We start from the raw sequence: 16,471 nt of genomic DNA on the forward strand, positions 1-16,471 counted from the left end.
AGGCGATCCCTGCCACCTTGTCAACGTGCGCGCGCCACGCCAAAGCACCGCGCATGTCCGAGCCCCTCAGCTTCCAGCGCATGATCCTGAAGCTCCACGATTACTGGAGCGAACGGGGCTGCGTGATCCTCCAGCCCTATGACATGCGCATGGGCGCCGGCACCTTCCACCCCGCGACGACGCTGCGCGCGCTCGGCCCCGATCCGTGGAACGCCGCCTTCGTCCAGCCCTGCCGCCGCCCGACCGACGGCCGCTATGGCGAGAACCCCAACCGGCTCCAGCATTATTACCAATATCAGGTGATCCTGAAGCCCAGCCCGCCCGATCTGCAGGAGCTGTACCTCGGCTCGCTCGCCGCGATCGGGATCGACTTCACGCACCACGACATCCGCTTCGTTGAGGACGATTGGGAATCGCCGACGCTCGGCGCCTGGGGCCTGGGCTGGGAAGTCTGGTGCGACGGCATGGAAGTCACCCAGTTCACCTATTTCCAGCAGATGGGTGGCTTCGACTGCAAGCCGGTGGCGGGCGAGCTGACCTACGGGCTCGAGCGGCTGGCGATGTACATCCAGAACAAGGACAGCGTGTACGACTTGGCGTTCAACGACGCGGGCGTGACCTATGGCGACGTGTTTCTCGAGAACGAGAAGCAGATGTCGAAGTATAATTTCGAAGTCGCCGACACCGAGACGCTGTTCGAGGGCTTTCGCAAGGCCGCGGCCGAATGCGAGAACTGCCTGGCCAACGACGTGCCCATCGCCGCCTATGAGCAGGCGATCGAGGCGAGCCATATCTTCAATACGCTCCAGGCCCGCGGGGTGATCTCGGTCGCCGAACGCCAGGCCTATATCGGCCGCGTCCGCGATCTGGCCAAGGGCTCGTGCGAAGCCTGGATGGCCAAGAACGGGTGGGCGGCGTGAGCCCCGCTCCTCCCCGGAACGGGGAGGGGGACCGCGCGACGAAGTCGCGTGGTGGAGGGGGCGTGCCGCAAATGCGCCGCCCGGAAACCGACACCGCGCGCAAGCTCCGTCGCGAAATGACTCTGCCCGAAGTCCTGCTCTGGCAGAGACTGCGGGGCGCCAAGGTGGGCGTGAAGTTTCGCCGCCAGCATCCGATTGGCCCCTGCGTCGCGGATTTCTACTGCGCATCGGCTCGGCTTGTTGTCGAGATCGACGGCGAAATTCATGCAGATCGCGTTGACGACGATCAGGCTCGCGATCAATTCATGCAAGAAACGGATATGAGATTGTGCGCTTGAACGTAGCTGATGTGCTGAAAAATGTCGAAGACGCGGCAGACGCGATAGCGTCGCTTGCCGCACGCCCCCTCCACCATCCTTCGGATGGTCTCCCTCCCCGTGCCGGGGAGGAATTGCAGTGACCGAAGACTTCCTCCTAGAACTGCGCTGCGAGGAAATCCCCGCGCGGATGCAGGAAAAGGCCCGTGCCGATCTCGCCGCCCTGTTCGAGACGCGACTCCAGGCGCTCAACCTCGCCTATGAAGCCATCGAGAGCTACGCCACGCCGCGCCGGCTCGCGCTGATCGTCCGCGGCGTCGCCGCAACTACCACCGCGATGACCGAGGAGCGCAAGGGGCCCCGCGCCGATGCGCCCGACGCCGCGCTCCAGGGCTTCCTCCGCTCGACCGGGCTCACCCGCGACCAGCTCGTCGCGCGCGACGACGGCAAGGGCGGCCAGGTCCTGTTCGCGGTGATCGAGCGCCCCGGCGTGGTCGCCGGATCGGTGCTCGCCAGCGCCGTCACGCATGTCATCCACAATTTCCCCTGGCCCAAGTCGATGCGCTGGGGCGCCGCCTCGGCCTCGACCGAGAGCCTCCGCTGGGTCCGCCCGCTCCAGGGCATCATCGCCCTGCTGGGCGACAAGCTCGTGCCGATCCAGGTCGCCGGGGTCGAAAGCGGCGCGCAGACAGTCGGCCACCGCTTCCACCATCCCGGCGTGATCACGATCGGCTCCGCCGCCGACTATGTCGAAAAGCTGCGCGCCTGCCACGTCATCGTCGACGGCGCCGAGCGCCGCGCGATCATCGCGCTCGGCGCAAAGATGGCGGCGCAGAAGGCCGGGCTCACCCTGGTCGAGGACGAGGGCCTGCTGTTCGAGAATGCCGGGCTCACCGAATGGCCGGTGCCGCTGCTCGGCCGCTTCGACGCCGACTTCCTCAGCGTGCCGCCCGAAGTGATACAGCTGACGGCGCGGGTGAACCAGAAGTATTTCGTCTGCCGCGACGGCGCGGGCAAACTCGCCAATGCCTTCGTCTGCGTGGCCAATATCGACGCAGTCGATGGCGGCGAGAAGATCGTCGAGGGCAACCAGAAGGTCCTCGCCGCACGCCTCAGCGACGCGCGGTTCTTCTACGACACCGATCTCAAGACCCGGCTCGAGGATCTGACGCCGAAGCTGGCGAAGATCGTCTTCCACGAGAAGCTGGGGACGGTCGCCGACAAGGTCGATCGCGTCGCCAAGCTCGCCCGCTGGCTGGTGGACGAGGGGATCGTCACTTCTTCTCCCTCTCCCCTTCGGGGAGAGGGTCGGGGAGAGGGGGACTCTCCTCTAGGCGCATCGCTCGCGGCTCAGGCCCCTCTCCCAACCCTCTCCCCGGGGGGGAGAGGGCTATTGGCCGACATGGCCGACCGCGCCGCGCGTCTCGCCAAGGCCGATCTCGTCACCGGCATGGTCGGCGAGTTCCCCGAGCTCCAGGGCCTGATCGGCGGCTATTACGCCGCCGCGCAGGGCGAACCGCGGGAAGTCGCCGAGGCGATCCGCGATCACTACAAGCCGGTCGGGCAGGGGGACGAGGTTCCTACCGCGCCGGTGACGGTGGCGGTGAGCCTGGCGGACAAGCTGGATACGTTAGTCGGGTTCTTCTTGGCAGACGAGCGACCGACGGGATCGCGCGACCCGTTTGCTCTTCGGCGCGCAGCACTTGGCGTCCTGTCGCAGCAATTGGGGGCGGGTCTTCGCTATGATCTGCGGGCGGTGATCCGCTGGATATACGAGAACTATGTCCGTACAGAATCTGGGCAATTTGCTTGTGATCCGCTTACCGCTGAAGGGGTTAGGCTCGAAGGTTGGTCAACGCTTCAGAGAAATCTCTCGGATCGTACGGCGCATCTACTCGACTTCTTCGCCGACCGCCTCAAGGTCCAGCAGCGCGAAGCCGGCGTCCGCCACGACCTGATCGACGCGGTGTTCGCATTGGGCGGCGAGGACGATCTCGTCCGCCTGCTCGCCCGCGTCCACGCGCTCCAGGCGTTCGTCACCACCGAGGACGGCAAGAACCTGCTCGCCGGCTACAAGCGCGCCGCGAACATCCTCAAGAAGGAGGGCTTCGACGGCACCGACACCGATGTCGGCGGCAACATCTACGAAGCCGAGCCCGCCGAGTCCGCGCTCAAGGAAGCCCTCGACGCGGCCGAGCCGCGCGCCGAAGCCGCGATTGAGCGCGAGGATTTCGAGGCGGCAATGGCTGCCCTCGCCACGCTGCGCGCGCCGATCGACGCGTTCTTCGACAAGGTCACCGTCAACGACTCCGATCCCGACAAGCGGGCCAACCGGCTCGGCCTGCTCGCGCGGATGCGTGACGCAGTGCACAAAGTCGCCGACTTTTCGAAGATCGAAGGCTGATTTATCCGATTTATTACAGATCCGAAACGGCATGATTTTGCCTAACCTTTACGAACCTTTGGCCGTCCGCCGCTTGTCTGCCTCCTGACAACGCAATCAGAGCTTCCGCACTGTTCGCATGCGCGGTAGGCGCCTCCCCATCCTGGGGCAGTGCCTCCAGCAGAAGGACCAGGGATGACGCAGTACGTGTACCGCTTCGGCGGCGGGGTTTCGGACGGCGGTAACGGCGACAAGAACCTTCTGGGCGGCAAGGGCGCCAATCTCGATGGCATGGCCTCGATCGGCCTGCCGGTGCCCCCCGGCTTCACGATCAGCACCCCGGTCTGCGCACTCTATTATGATTCGGGCGAGACCTTCCCAGAAAGCCTCAAGGCCGAAGTCGCCACCGGCGTGACCCATATCGAGGGCGTCACCGGCAAGAAATTTGGCGATGCCGCTGACCCGCTGCTCGTCTCGGTCCGCAGCGGGGCGCGCGTGTCGATGCCCGGCATGATGGATACCGTGCTCAACCTCGGGCTCAACGACGCGACCGTGGTCGGGCTCGCCCAGGTCAGCGGCGACGATCGCTTCGCCTGGGACAGCTATCGCCGCTTCATCCAGATGTATTCGGATGTCGTGCTCGGGCTCGATCACGGCCGCTTCGAGGAAGCGCTCGAGATCGCCAAGGAGGATAACGGCTACAACCTCGATACCGAGCTGACCGCCGCGGACTGGCAGAAGCTCGTCGCCGAGTACAAGGCCATCGTCGAGGAGCTGTGGGGCAAGCCCTTCCCGCAGGATGTCCACGACCAGCTCTGGGGCGCCATCGGCGCGGTGTTCGGGTCGTGGCAGTCCGAGCGCGCCAAGGTCTATCGCCGCCTGAACGACATCCCCGGCGACTGGGGCACCGCGGTCAACGTCCAGGCGATGGTGTTCGGCAACATGGGCGGGACCTCGGCCACCGGCGTCGCCTTCACGCGAGATCCGGCCAAGGGCGACAATGCCTATTATGGCGAGTTCCTGATCAACGCGCAGGGCGAGGACGTCGTCGCCGGCATTCGCACCCCGCAATATCTGACCAAGGCGGCGCGCGAGGCGGCAGGCGCCAAGCCGCTGTCGATGGAAGAGGCGATGCCCGAGGCCTATGCCGAACTGGCGCGGGTCTTCGACCAGCTCGAGCGCCATTATCGCGACATGCAGGACATCGAGTTCACCGTGGAGCGCGGCAAGCTGTGGATGCTCCAGACCCGCAGCGGCAAGCGCACCGCCAAGGCCGCGCTCAAGATCGCGGTCGACATGGCGAGCGAAGGCCTGATCACCCAGGACGAGGCGATCCTCCGCGTCGATCCGATGGCGCTCGACCAGTTGCTCCACCCGACGCTCGATCCGTCCGCGACGCGCGACGTGCTGACCAAGGGGCTGCCCGCCTCGCCGGGGGCGGCCTCGGGCTTCGCGGTGTTCGACAGCGATACCGCCGAGAAGCGCGCCGCCGCGGGCGATGCCGTGATCCTCGTCCGCGTCGAGACCAGTCCCGAGGACATCCACGGCATGCACGCCGCCAAGGGCATCCTGACCGCGCGAGGCGGCATGACCAGCCACGCCGCGGTGGTCGCGCGTGGCATGGGGCGGCCCTGCGTCTCGGGCGCGGGCACGCTGGCGATCGTCGCCAGGGAGAAGCTGTTCCGCGTCGGCGGCCGCGAAGTTCGCGAGGGCGACACGATCACGATCGACGGCGCCACCGGCGAAGTGATGTTCGGCGCAGTGCCGACCGTCCAGCCCGAGCTGTCGGGCGATTTCGGCACGCTGATGCAATGGGCCGACGCCAAGCGCCGCCTCAAGGTCCGCACCAACGCCGAGACGCCGCTCGACTGCCGCACCGCACGCGAGTTCGGCGCCGAGGGCGTCGGGCTGTGCCGCACCGAGCACATGTTCTTCGATGGCGCGCGGATCACTGCGGTCCGCCAGATGATCCTCGCCTCGGACGAGAAGGGGCGCCGCGCCGCGCTGGACAAGCTGCTTCCCGAGCAGCGCAGCGACTTCGTCGAGATCTTCGAAGTGATGGCCGGGCTGCCGGTGACGATCCGCCTGCTCGATCCGCCGCTCCACGAATTTCTGCCGCACGAGGAGAACGAGTTCGAGGACGTCGCCAGGGCCGCCGGCATCGACGTCGAGACGCTGCGTCGGCGCGCGGCGGAACTGCACGAGTTCAATCCGATGCTCGGCCATCGCGGCTGCCGCCTGGGCGTGACCTATCCCGAGATCTACGAGATGCAGGCGCGGGCGATCTTCGAGGCGGCGGTGGCCGTGGCGGAGAAGTCCGGCGCGGCGCCGATCCCCGAGGTGATGATCCCGCTGGTCGCGACGCGGCGGGAGCTCGAGCTGATGAAGATCGTGGTCGACAAGGCCGCACAGGCGGTGTTCGCCGATAAGGGTCGCACGATCGAGTATCTGGTTGGCACGATGATCGAGCTGCCGCGCGCGGCGTTGCGCGCGGGCGAGATCGCCGAGGTCGGCGAGTTCTTCAGCTTCGGCACCAACGATCTCACCCAGACCACGCTTGGCGTCAGCCGCGACGATGCCGCCCGCTTCCTGACCACCTATGTCGAGAAGGGCATCTATGCGCGCGATCCGTTCGTGAGCATCGACGTCGAAGGCGTCGGCGAGCTGATCAGCCTCGCCGCCGAGCGGGGCAGGGCGACGCGCCCCGAGATCAAGCTCGGCATCTGCGGGGAACATGGCGGTGATCCCGCGTCGATCGCATTCTGCGAGGCGACACGGCTCGATTACGTCTCGGCTTCGCCCTATCGCGTGCCGATCGCGCGGCTGGCTGCGGCGCAGGCGGCGCTCAAAGCCAAGTAATCGCCCGTGCTTCGGCAAAGGCCGGAGCGCAGGCCGTTAGGCTGTCGCTGACCGCCAGCACTCCGGCCGTCGCCGGAGCACGGGATGGTCAGTACGGGTCCACCGCCCGCGGCGGCGCAACCACGCCAGGCGTCGCCGCGCGCAGCCGGGCGTTCTCGTTTTCCAGCTCGCGCAGCCGCCGCTGGGCCTCGCGCAGTTCGGCGCCGGTTTCGTCGCGATAGGTGCGGTGGCGTAGTTCCTCGTCCTGGTAGCGCTCGCGCCACTTGCTCCGCCCCGATCGCGCGGCGAGCCCGAAGAAGAAGCCTGCCACCAGCGTGATCGCCAGCGCGACGAACTGGGTGGCAGTGTCGAAAGGCAATCCCGGCATCGTTCGATCTCCCGTGGCGGCGGACAGACTGACATGCCCGCACCGCTTATGCCACCGTAACGATCGAACGCGGGATTAGCTCATCAGCGCGTCCTTGATCGAGCAGGCCGCGGGCCCGAGGATCACGATGAACAGCACCGGCAGGATGAACAGGATCAGCGGCACGGTCATGATCGCGGGCAGTCGGGCGGCCTTTTCCTCGGCGCGCATCATCCGCTCGTTGCGGAATTCGGCCGAGAGCACGCGCAGTGCCGACGCAAGCGGGGTGCCGTATTTCTCGGTCTGGATCATCGTCGTGACCACGCCACGAACCGCCTCGAGGTCGATGCGGTTGGCGAGGTTCTCGAACGCCTGGCGGCGATCGGTGAGGAAGCCCAGCTCGATCGCGGTCAGCGAGAATTCCTCGCCGAGCTCGGGATAGGCCTTGCCGAGTTCGCGCGAGACGCGAGCGAAGGCGGCGTCGACGGTCAGGCCCGCCTCGGCGCAGATCACCAGCAGGTCGAGCGCGTCGGGAAGGCCCTTGCGGATCGCGTGGCTGCGCTTGGTGATCTTGTTCTTGAGATAGATGTCCGGCGCCTTGTAGCTGCCGATGAACGCCATCGCGACGAGCCCGTATTTCTTGAGCGAGCCCCAGTCGGCGAACATGTCGGTGCCGTAGACCATGTACAGGATCGGCATGCCGATCACGATCGGCAGCACCAGCCGGCCGAAGATCACCGCGACTGCCCATTCCTTCGAGCGGATGCCGGCTTGGAGCAGCTTGGTCTGCGCGACCTTGATCTGGCTTTCCTGCAGCACCTTCATCGAGGCGAGCATCGAGCGCATGCGATCGGTGGTCTCGTTCTTCTGGACCAGCTTGGCGCGGCGCTTCGAGGTCGATGCGGTGATGCCCGCCTTCAATTGCTCGCGGCGGTCGTTGAGCGCCTTGACGCGCTTGGCCATCGGATCGCGCACCGTCGTGGCGGTGTAGATCGCGAAGACCACCGCCGCCGCGGCGATCGCGCTCAGGAAGGTCGCGACGTAGAGGACGTCGACGCCGAGCAAAGTGGGGCCGGTGGAGGGTTCCATCATCAGATCTCGAAATTGACCATCTTGGCCATGATGAAGGCGCCGAGCGCCATCCAGATCAGCCCGCCGCCGCCGGCGACCATCAGCCGCTCGTCCTGGAAGAAGTTCATCATGTAGCCGTTGTTGATGAACCAGACCAAGCCGAACACGATGAAGGGGAGCGAGCCGACGATCAGCGCCGACGCCTTCGATTCCGAAGACATCGCCTTGATCTTGAGCTTCATCTGCGCGCGCTTGCGCAGCACGTCGGCGAGGTTGGCGAGCGTCTCGGCCAAGTTGCCGCCGGTCTCGCGCTGGATCGCGATGGTGATCGTGAAGAACTGGAATTCGGGCGTGCCGAGCCGGTCCGCGGTCTCCTGGAGCGCGGCGTCGAGCGTGCGGCCGATCTTCATCTTGTCGGAAACCGCGCGGAATTCCTCGCCCACCGGGCCGCCGACTTCCTGACCGACGACACTGATCGTCTCGGTGATCGGCAGGCCCGAGCGCAGGCCGCGGACGAGCAGTTCGATCGCGTCGGGAAACTTGGCGGTGAACTTGGCGATGCGCCGCGCGATGAAGAAGCTCACCACCTTGTGCGGCAGCCCGACGCCGACGAACAGGCCGAGGAACAAGGCGAGCCAGATCGGCGCACCCTTGAGATAGAGCAGCGCGCCGGGGACCAGGATGAGACCCAGCGTGACCATGCCGTACTGGCTGAGCGTCCAGCCCTTGCCGGTCATGTTGAGCCGCTTCTGGAGCAAGGCGGGATTGGGCAGGAAGCGCGACGCGGCGAGGTCCATGCCGCTCGTGCCCTTGGCGGTGACGCGGCGAATCTGCGCTTCCATCGCCACGGTGCCGCTCGCGCTCGAATGACGCTCGCGCAGGCCCGTGAGACGGCGCGCGCTCGCACGCTCGGCCGAGGGGCCCGAGAAAGCGAGCACCATCAGCGCGAGCACGAGGAACGTGCCTCCACCAACCATCAAAACCGGCAGCAATTCCACGCTGACGCGCCTCCGAACCCGTTGACCCGCCCCACTATGGGTGCGGAGTGGTTACTTCTTTGCCTTGGACGGCATCTTGACCTTGATCTTGTCGAGCAGCGAGCTGCCCTTCGAGCCCTTGGCTGCCCGGGCGGCCTTGTCATCATGCTCGCCCGAATCGGTGATCGCGATGATCCGCGTCGCCAGTTCGCCCAGCGGCGCAAGCGACTTGGCCGCCTTGCCCGCCTCGGCGAGCGGCTTGCCGAGCTTGGCCGCCTGCGCGGCGAACTTCTGCTCGAAGGGGATCATCACGTCGATCTTGCGCTCGATCGAGCCCTCGAAGTCCTTGCGGCTGATCTCGAGCATCGCCTGGGGCTGGACCTTGTTGGCGACGACGATCACCTGGGTCTGCGGCGCGTTCGACTTGAACCACGAAAGGATGCGGATCGCGTCGCGCGCGGCCGCCAGCGTCAGCTCGGTAACCAACACCGCCACCTGGACGTCGGTGATCAGGTGCGGGTGGTTGACCAGCATGTTGCGCGGCAGATCGACGACGGTGCACTCGAAGGCACCGCGCATCTCCTCCTGGAGCTGGTAGAAGGCCGCGCCGTCGGTGAGGACCGGCGAATTGATCGGCGCCTCGGCCGAGAGCACGGCGAGCCGTTCCGAGGCACGGACCATTGCGCGCTCGATGAACAGGCCGTCGATGCGGCTCGGATTCTCGATCGCGTCGGTCAGGCCGCGGCCCGGCTCGAGGTCGAGCGCGAGCGCACCGGTGCCGAAATGAACGTCGAGGTCGAGCAGCGCGGTGGTGCGCGCATGCTTGTCGCTGAGCAGCCAGGCGAGCGAGGTCGCGATCGTCGATGCGCCGCAGCCGCCGCGCGTGCCGATCACCGCCACCGCGCAATGCGGCACGTCGCTGCCAGCCTCGGCCAGCTTGGGCGCGTTGAGCGCGGCCTGGGCCTGGGCGAAGGTGTCGCGCAGCGCGTCGGGATTGAGCGGCTTGAGCAGATAGTCGTGGATGCCGCTCGCGACGAGGTCGCGATACAGGCGCACGTCGTTGACCTGGCCCGATGCGATCACGATCGTGCCGGGCTCGCAGACTTCGGCGAGTGCGTTGATGTCGTTGAGCGGATCGCCGCTCTCGGACAGATCGACGAACAGGACGTTGGGGCTCGCCGAGACCGACAGGGTCTGGACCGCATTGCGCAGCCCGCCCTTGTTGACCTTTTCAGGCGACCAGCCGAGCTCGACCGCGATCGGGCGCAGCGCCTCGGCAGTGGTCTCGTCGCAGACGAAGGCGACGAACGGCTCGCGATGGCCGGTACGCGAAGGATTGAAGGGCGCGTTCATCAATTTCCTCCGGTGCTCTCGGACTTGATCGTCGTCCCGCCGGTGCCCGAGGGCGCAGCGGTCCGATAGGCGCCGATCGCCTTTGCGTTGGTCGCCGGATCGGATGTGGGCGAACCCGGCGCGCCGCGCACCAGATCGGCCGGATCGGCGATCATTGCGGCCAGGTTGCTGTTGGTAGCGCAGCCATAATTCGAGCTGGTGCTCGCCTCGTACGTGTATTCGGACTTGCGCGAATGATCGGGGCAGCCCGGCACCGTGGCGTTCATCCGCGTGACGACGACGCGGATCGTGCCCGGCGCGATCTGCCCGGCGGTCACCGGCGCGCGATCGGCGAGCATCAGCCCGTAGCGGCCTGCCTCGGCGGCGACTTCCGCGCGGCCGGTCGATCCGGCTGCGCCATCGTCGATCGCGACGCGATCGCCGTAGCGCAGGCTCATCGCCGACATCCAGCCGGCCAGGCGCTGGCTCTCGCCCGCCGCCAGGCCATAGCCCGAGCTCTGCAGGTCGAGGACGTAGTCGTTACGCTCGACAACCGGTTGGTTCGCCGATTCGACGCCGCCATTATAGGTGCCGCAGCCGGCGAGCAGCAGCGCCGGGACGAGCAGGGGAGTGAAGCGCAAAAGCACGGGCAGGTCTCCTCGTCGGACGATCAGTTGCCGAAACCGGGAGCCGCGGAGGCGCCCTTTTTCGGCTTGCGGTTGTTCTGGGCCGGCGCGACCTGAGCGGGGACGACCGACGGGTTCGTCGGGGCCGGCGAGAAAGCGCCCACCGCGGGCTGGCCGCCGGCCGGCGCCATGCTCGGCTTCGGACGGTCGAGATCGCTCTTGCTGCCGCCGATCGAGCCCATGAAGATGCGGTCGAAATCGTTCGGCGCACGGTAGCCGTCGGTCGGCAGCACGATCTGGTTCGCGTTGACCGGCTTGACCAGATACGGGGTGATCACGATCACCAGCTCGGTCTCGTTGCGCTGGAAGCCGTTCGAGCGGAACAGCGCGCCGAGGATCGGCACGTCGCCCAGCCCCGGGGTCTTGCTGATATCGTTTACATGGTTGTTCTGCAGCAGCCCGCCGATCACCATGCTCTCGCCCGAGCCGAGCTCGACCGTGGTCTCGGTACGGCGCGTGGTCAGCGCCGGAATGCTCAACCCGTTGAGCTGCACCGCACCCGAGGTGCTCAGCTGCGACACTTCGGGGCGGACGCGCAGCGAGATGCGGCCATCGCTCAATACCGTCGGCGTGAACGCCAGGCTCACGCCATATTGCTTGTACTCGATGGTGATCAGGTTGCCGCTGCCCGAGCCGGCCTGCGGCACGGGAATGGGAATCTCGCCGCCGGCAAGGAAGCTGGCGGTCTCGCCCGAAAGCGTGGTCAGGTTCGGATTGGCCAGCGTCGTCACCTGGCCGATCGTCTCGCCCAGGTCGATCGCCCCCAGCACGTCGAGGCCGAACAGCCGGCCCAGCCCACCGAGCGTGGTACGCTGCGGCCCGGGGGTGATCGCAGTGCCCGGGCGCTGCACGATGTTCCCGGTAATCGGATCGATCGTGTAGCCGGTCACGGTCTGGCCGACGCCGAGCGGAAGGTTCGGATCGTTGGTGAAGGTCGTGGCCGGCGCACGGCCGCTACCGATGCCGAACTTGAACCCGCCCGAGCTGTCGAGCGTAGTGAGGTTGCTGCTGATATTCTTCGTGAAGCTCCGGCTGACTTCGGCGAACTTGACCTGGAGCTGCACCTGGAGCGGCGTGGCCGTGCGCAGGCGGTTGATCACCGCCATCTTCAGCGTGGCGGCGGGGTCGTTGACGTTTACGCCGGGGTTAAGAAGCCCGGCAACCAGGCGCTGTGCCTGCGCGCTGTCGTCGGGCGACTTCACCGTGCCGTTGAGCACCGCGATCTGGCCGACCGTGGTCACCTGGATGTCGGCATCGGGCATGGCGAGGCGGATCATGCGGTCGAGCGACGTGATGTTCTGCGCGACGCGGACATTGGTGGAGAACACCACCTGGCCCGAAGCGGTGGTGGCGAACACCGTCGCTTCGCCGAATTCCTTGCCGAACAAGTGGATCTGGCGCGGGTTGTTGACATAGACGTCGGCAACCGCCGGGTTCGACGTCCAGACGTTCGTGACGTTGCTCGGCAGCGTGATGAGCTCGCCTTCGCCCACCGAGAGGAGCACTTCGCGGCTCGGGCGCTGCGAGCCCGGCGGCATCTGGCCCACGCGGGCGACGGCGCTGCTCGAGCGCGACTGGGCGGTCGCGGCGCCAATGTTGCCCGCGATCAGCGGCAGCAGCGCCGCGGCTGCGGCGGTCCGCTTGAGAAGAGTCTTGCTGCGCATCTTAGTTCTTACCCCCGAGCTCGACTTCGGTCACGGCGTTGCCACGGGCAACGTTGACCACCGGCCCTTTCCTGGCAGGAGCCGCACCCGGAAAGGTGCCTCCCGTTGCTGTTGCTTGCGCCGGCACACCCGAGCTGTCCGCGGCCTTGCCGGGAACGGAGCTGCGCTGGAAGCGTGACACGTCGGCACCGGTGGCGAAGCCGCCGCGCCCCTGGGTCGGGCCGACCGCGGCGCGCGCGAGCATGGCCTTTTCCTTCTTGGGATCGCCATCGGCGGGAACGTTGATGTCGCCGTTCGCGATGGCTTCCTCGAGCTCGCCCTGATTGTCGGCGATCGAGCGCAGCGACAGCGACAGCGTGCCGACGGTCTGCGCGACCGCGAGTTGCTCGGCGATCTTGGGCGTGGCCTCGACGGTGATCGTTGAGAAGGTGTTGACGACGGTGTTACCGTTCTCGTCGGTCTGCTTGTCGGTCTTCTGGTCGGTGGCGAGGACGCGCAGGTTGCGCATCACGGTCTCCGCGGCCTTGAGGGGCGGGCCATCGCCGCCGCCGGCGACGGTCTGGGTCAGCACCAGGTCGATGCGGTCGCCCGGGAAGACGAAGCCCGAGACGTTGGCGCCCGCGGCGTTCACCGGCACGGTGACGGCGCGCATGCCCGGCCCGAGCGCCGCGGCGAGGAAGCCCCGGTCGCCCGGCTTGACCAGCGCGCCCTGGGTGATCGGCTGGCCGGCGGGAATCGCGAAGCGGACGACGGTGCCCTGCAGCTTGGCAGGCTCCGATTCGCCCTTGATGTAATAGGCGCCCTCGATCAGCTCCTTGGGCCACGCGACGAACTTGACCGACGTGGCGTCGAGGATCGTGCCGACCGGCAGCGCCTTGGTCGCGACCATCACTTCGGTGGTGTTCTGCGGCTGCACCGCAGCCGGCACCGCGCCTGCGGTGGGCGCCGGCGAGCCGAGCACGAGGCTCCGTGCCATGAACGCAGTGATCGCGGCGACGACGAGCGCGCCTACGAGCAGAATGAGCTTGCGTGCATCCATTTCGCTTCAAGCCTTTTCAATTACATGGCCGGTCTAGTTTTCCGGCGTTAAGCATCACGTAAAGTGGTTAAAAATCGGTTCGCGAAGAACGAGCAGCGTCGAAATCGCGATGGCGACGCCATAGGGAGTCTCGGGAATCACGCCGCCGCGGCGCGCGGCGCGCATCGCCACGATCAGCAGCACGCCGACCAGGCCGAGCAGCGCCATGATCGCGAGACTGGCGAGCATCGGCTGCCCGGCGACCAGCGCGAGGAAGCGCGGCCAGCTCGACCAGGCGATCGCCGCGAGTGCTGCCAGCCCGATCAAAACCGGCGTCAGCGTCCGCCAGGGAAGCTTGGACAGCCCGCCGCGAAGCTGGGTCCAGCGCTCGGCCACCATCACTAGGGTGAGCGCGCCGCCGAGCACCGCCATCAGCATGAGCATCCCGATCAGCGGCTGCACCGGCAGCCACAGCGCCAACGCGCCGATCATCTTGACGTCGCCGCCGCCCATCTGCCCCAGGGCATAGGCGCCGACGAAGAACGCGAAGACGAGCAGGGCGATGCCGAACTGGAGTGCGGCATCGGGCCACAGCCCCAGGCCGTTGGCCCACCACCACAAGGGTGCGAGCAGGGCGATCGCGGCGTTTTTCCAATTGGCGATGTTGCGTGTGCGCGCATCCTCGATCCCGGCCGAGACCAGGAGCAGGCCGAGCGCGGCCAGCAGAATGGCTAGAAACACATCCCCCATGAAGCCCAAGGCCTAGACGGAATGGCTTATCAAACCGTAACCAAGCTCCATGGCAACTTCCCGTATAGACCGCCGCGCCATCCCTGCCGGTGCGCGCATCGATCGCTGGGCGGCACCCGACGGCTGGGACCACCGCGTGTTCGACTGGCGTGCGCAGGCCGATTCCCCACGCGGATCGATCCTGTTCCAGGGCGGCCGCGGCGACATCTTCGAAAAGTATCTGGAGACGTTCGCGCACTGGCACCACGCCGGCTGGAACGTCACGTCGTTCGACTGGCGCGGGCAGGGGGGCTCGGGCCGGCTGACCGCGGCGGGCAATTGCGGCCATGTCGAGGATTATGCCGACTATATCCGCGACCTGCGCGACTTCTGGGCGGGCTGGGCGCCGGCCAATCCCGGCCCACGCGTGCTGATGGGGCATTCGATGGGCGGGCATCTGGCGCTGCGCGCGCTGGCCGAGGGCGTTGTGGCGCCCGACGCCGCGGTGCTCGTCGCGCCGATGCTCGGGTTCAAGCGCGGCATCTTCGGCCCCTTTGCCGAGTGGGCCGCGCAACTGCTGGGCGGGCTGGGCGATCCTTCGCGTCCGGCATGGAAGAGCAACGAGAAGCCGTACACGACCGAGACGCGCGCCTCGCTGCTCACCCACGACGCCGATCGCTATGCCGACGAGCTGTGGTGGCAGGAGCACAGCCCGGAGATCCGCACCGGCCCGCCGAGCTGGCGCTGGGTGATCGAGGGCTTCCGTTCGAACCGCGAGCTCGCCGCCGATCCGCGGCTGGGCGGGATCCGGGTGCCGATATTGATGCTGGTCGCCGCGAAGGACGGGCTGATCGACGGCAAGGCCGCGCTCGCGCTCGCGCCCAGCCTGCCCGACATCCACCTCGTCTCCTTCGGCAAGGAGAGCGCGCACGAAATTCTTCGCGAGGCCGATCCCGTGCGTAACCGGGCGCTGAACGAGATCGACACGTTCCTGGCGGAGCGGGCAACGGCCAAGTGACGCGCTACGACATCGCGATCGTCGGTGCGGGCATCGCCGGCGCCAGCCTCGCCGCGGAAGTCGCGCCGCATGCGCGCGTGCTGCTGCTCGAGGCCGAGGACCGGCCTGGATACCACGCCACCGGGCGATCAGCGGCGTTCTGGTCGGAGACCTATGGCGGCCCGGGCGTCCAGCCATTGACCACCGCCTCGGGACCGGCGCTCCGGGCGGGTGGCTTCCTCGATCCGCTCGGCTCGCTGCACATCGGGCGCACGTCGGAACGCGCGGCGATCGACGCGTTTCTCGCCGCGTTCGAAGGTTCGGGAGTCGAGCTTCACGCAGTCGATCCGCGCGCGCGGCTGCCGGGACTGCGTGAGGAATGGGCGCTCGGGATATGGGAGCCGAGCTGCGAATATATCGATGTCGGCGCCCTCCACGCCGCCGCCCTTGCCGAGGCGCGCCGGGCGGGTGTCGAGCTAATGGTCTCGGCAGGTCTCAAAGCCGCCGCGTATGAAGGCGGTCGCTGGCGTCTCGATACGCGCGCCGGGCAGTTCGAGGCCGATCTCCTGGTCAACGCCGCGGGTGCCTGGGCAGACTCCGTCGCGCAGAGTGCGGGTGCTCGGCCACTCGGCATTCAGCCCTATCGGCGGACGATGCTTCAACTGCGCACCGATCCCGCGCCGCCGCCCGGCTGCCCGCATGTCGTGCACATCGGCGGCAGCTTCTACTTCAAGCCCGAGGCGGGGGGCCGGCTATGGCTGACCCCGCACGACGAGACCGCCACCGATCCCTGCGACGTCGCGCCCGAGGAACTCGACGTGGCGACCGCAATCGACCGGTTCGAGCAGGCAGTCGACTGGCGGGTCGAGGCGCTCGAACACAAATGGGCGGGCCTGCGCAGCTTCGCGCCCGATCGCCTGCCGGTCTACGGCTTCGATCCCGCCGTGAAGGGCCTGTTCTGGTGCGCCGGGCAGGGCGGCTTCGGCATCCAGACCGCGCCCGCCGGCGCCAAGCTCGCCGCGGCATTGCTGCTCGGCCGCGCGCCCGATCCGGAGGTCGCCGCGATCGATCCGTCCGGATACGCGCCGGCCCGGTTCGGTTAGCCGCCTGGCGTCGGACGCCTGCCGCTACGGAAAGCGCGGCTGCTTGGGAAATCAAGGATTTCTGCGGGT

General features: G+C 67.4%; 14 protein-coding genes. 6 read left to right on the forward strand and 8 right to left on the reverse strand.

The features are described 5' to 3' along the window. Positions 1-53: 53 nt before the first annotated feature. The 4 genes from RZN05_RS01095 (at position 54) to ppdK (ending at position 6,479) form a co-directional block, all read left to right on the forward strand. Complete coding sequence (locus RZN05_RS01095; protein WP_317224783.1) at positions 54-920, forward strand: glycine--tRNA ligase subunit alpha; 867 nt, start codon at positions 54-56, stop codon at positions 918-920. Between the two features lie 71 nt (positions 921-991). Next, a complete protein-coding gene (locus tag RZN05_RS01100; protein ID WP_317227532.1) occupies positions 992-1,258 on the forward strand; it encodes an endonuclease domain-containing protein in 267 nt (88 codons plus the stop codon). Between the two features lie 169 nt (positions 1,259-1,427). Next, complete coding sequence (gene glyS, locus RZN05_RS01105; protein ID WP_394804811.1) at positions 1,428-3,641, forward strand: glycine--tRNA ligase subunit beta; 2,214 nt, start codon at positions 1,428-1,430, stop codon at positions 3,639-3,641. A 174-nt stretch (positions 3,642-3,815) separates the two neighbouring features. Then, complete coding sequence (ppdK, locus tag RZN05_RS01110; RefSeq protein ID WP_317224785.1) at positions 3,816-6,479, forward strand: pyruvate, phosphate dikinase; 2,664 nt, start codon at positions 3,816-3,818, stop codon at positions 6,477-6,479. A gap of 88 nt (positions 6,480-6,567) precedes the next feature. Here the strand turns inward: ppdK and RZN05_RS01115 are convergent, their stop codons facing one another. The 8 genes from RZN05_RS01115 to RZN05_RS20700 all read right to left on the reverse strand — a co-directional run bounded on the left by RZN05_RS01115 (position 6,568) and on the right by RZN05_RS20700 (position 14,314). Further along, a complete protein-coding gene (locus RZN05_RS01115; RefSeq protein ID WP_317224786.1) occupies positions 6,568-6,846 on the reverse strand; it encodes a hypothetical protein in 279 nt (92 codons plus the stop codon). A 75-nt stretch (positions 6,847-6,921) separates the two neighbouring features. Then, on the reverse strand, positions 6,922-7,914 hold the full coding sequence (locus RZN05_RS01120) for a type II secretion system F family protein (RefSeq protein WP_317227533.1): 993 nt from the start codon (positions 7,912-7,914) through the stop codon (positions 6,922-6,924). Between the two features lie 2 nt (positions 7,915-7,916). After that, complete coding sequence (locus RZN05_RS01125) at positions 7,917-8,894, reverse strand: type II secretion system F family protein (RefSeq protein ID WP_317224787.1); 978 nt, start codon at positions 8,892-8,894, stop codon at positions 7,917-7,919. 51 nt (positions 8,895-8,945) lie between these two features. Then, complete coding sequence (locus tag RZN05_RS01130) at positions 8,946-10,226, reverse strand: AAA family ATPase (protein WP_317224788.1); 1,281 nt, start codon at positions 10,224-10,226, stop codon at positions 8,946-8,948. Next, positions 10,226-10,852, reverse strand: coding sequence for a CpaD family pilus assembly protein (locus tag RZN05_RS01135; RefSeq protein WP_317224789.1), 627 nt, complete (start codon positions 10,850-10,852; stop codon positions 10,226-10,228). Before RZN05_RS01135 ends, RZN05_RS01130 begins: the two co-directional genes overlap by 1 nt. Positions 10,853-10,875: 23 nt before the next feature. After that, positions 10,876-12,555, reverse strand: a complete 1,680-nt coding sequence (locus RZN05_RS01140) for a type II and III secretion system protein family protein (protein WP_317224790.1) — start codon at positions 12,553-12,555, stop codon at positions 10,876-10,878. 1 nt (position 12,556) lies between these two features. Continuing rightward, a complete protein-coding gene (gene cpaB, locus RZN05_RS01145) occupies positions 12,557-13,594 on the reverse strand; it encodes a Flp pilus assembly protein CpaB (protein ID WP_317224791.1) in 1,038 nt (345 codons plus the stop codon). Between the two features lie 54 nt (positions 13,595-13,648). Continuing rightward, positions 13,649-14,314 carry an A24 family peptidase gene (locus tag RZN05_RS20700; RefSeq protein WP_449618996.1) on the reverse strand — a complete coding sequence of 222 codons (666 nt, stop codon included), beginning with the start codon at positions 14,312-14,314 and terminating at the stop codon, positions 13,649-13,651. Positions 14,315-14,372: 58 nt separating this feature from the next. On the opposite strand from RZN05_RS20700, the gene RZN05_RS01155 reads away from it, so the two are divergent. Both RZN05_RS01155 and RZN05_RS01160 read left to right on the forward strand, forming a co-directional pair. Beyond that, positions 14,373-15,320: an alpha/beta hydrolase gene (locus tag RZN05_RS01155; protein ID WP_317224792.1), complete on the forward strand. Its 948-nt coding sequence runs from the start codon at positions 14,373-14,375 to the stop codon at positions 15,318-15,320. Then, positions 15,317-16,402 carry an NAD(P)/FAD-dependent oxidoreductase gene (locus RZN05_RS01160; protein ID WP_317224793.1) on the forward strand — a complete coding sequence of 362 codons (1,086 nt, stop codon included), beginning with the start codon at positions 15,317-15,319 and terminating at the stop codon, positions 16,400-16,402. Before RZN05_RS01155 ends, RZN05_RS01160 begins: the two co-directional genes overlap by 4 nt. The last annotated feature ends 69 nt before the right edge of the window (positions 16,403-16,471 follow it).

This window comes from Sphingomonas sp. HF-S4, assembly GCF_032911445.1.
Lineage (GTDB): Bacteria > Pseudomonadota > Alphaproteobacteria > Sphingomonadales > Sphingomonadaceae > Sphingomonas > Sphingomonas agrestis.

Bases quoted from the DNA above. Each gene is read 5' to 3' on its own strand.
- RZN05_RS01095 (WP_317224783.1), top strand. From the start codon at position 54: ATGTCCGAGCCCCTCAGCTTCCAGCGCATGATCCTGAAGCTCCACGAT.
- RZN05_RS01100 (WP_317227532.1), top strand. From the start codon at position 992: ATGCGCCGCCCGGAAACCGACACCGCGCGCAAGCTCCGTCGCGAAATG.
- glyS (WP_394804811.1), top strand. From the start codon at position 1,428: ATGCAGGAAAAGGCCCGTGCCGATCTCGCCGCCCTGTTCGAGACGCGA.
- ppdK (WP_317224785.1), top strand. From the start codon at position 3,816: ATGACGCAGTACGTGTACCGCTTCGGCGGCGGGGTTTCGGACGGCGGT.
- RZN05_RS01115 (WP_317224786.1), bottom strand. From the start codon at position 6,846: ATGCCGGGATTGCCTTTCGACACTGCCACCCAGTTCGTCGCGCTGGCG.
- RZN05_RS01120 (WP_317227533.1), bottom strand. From the start codon at position 7,914: ATGGAACCCTCCACCGGCCCCACTTTGCTCGGCGTCGACGTCCTCTAC.
- RZN05_RS01130 (WP_317224788.1), bottom strand. From the start codon at position 10,226: ATGAACGCGCCCTTCAATCCTTCGCGTACCGGCCATCGCGAGCCGTTC.
- RZN05_RS01140 (WP_317224790.1), bottom strand. From the start codon at position 12,555: ATGCGCAGCAAGACTCTTCTCAAGCGGACCGCCGCAGCCGCGGCGCTG.
- cpaB (WP_317224791.1), bottom strand. From the start codon at position 13,594: ATGGATGCACGCAAGCTCATTCTGCTCGTAGGCGCGCTCGTCGTCGCC.
- RZN05_RS01155 (WP_317224792.1), top strand. From the start codon at position 14,373: ATGGCAACTTCCCGTATAGACCGCCGCGCCATCCCTGCCGGTGCGCGC.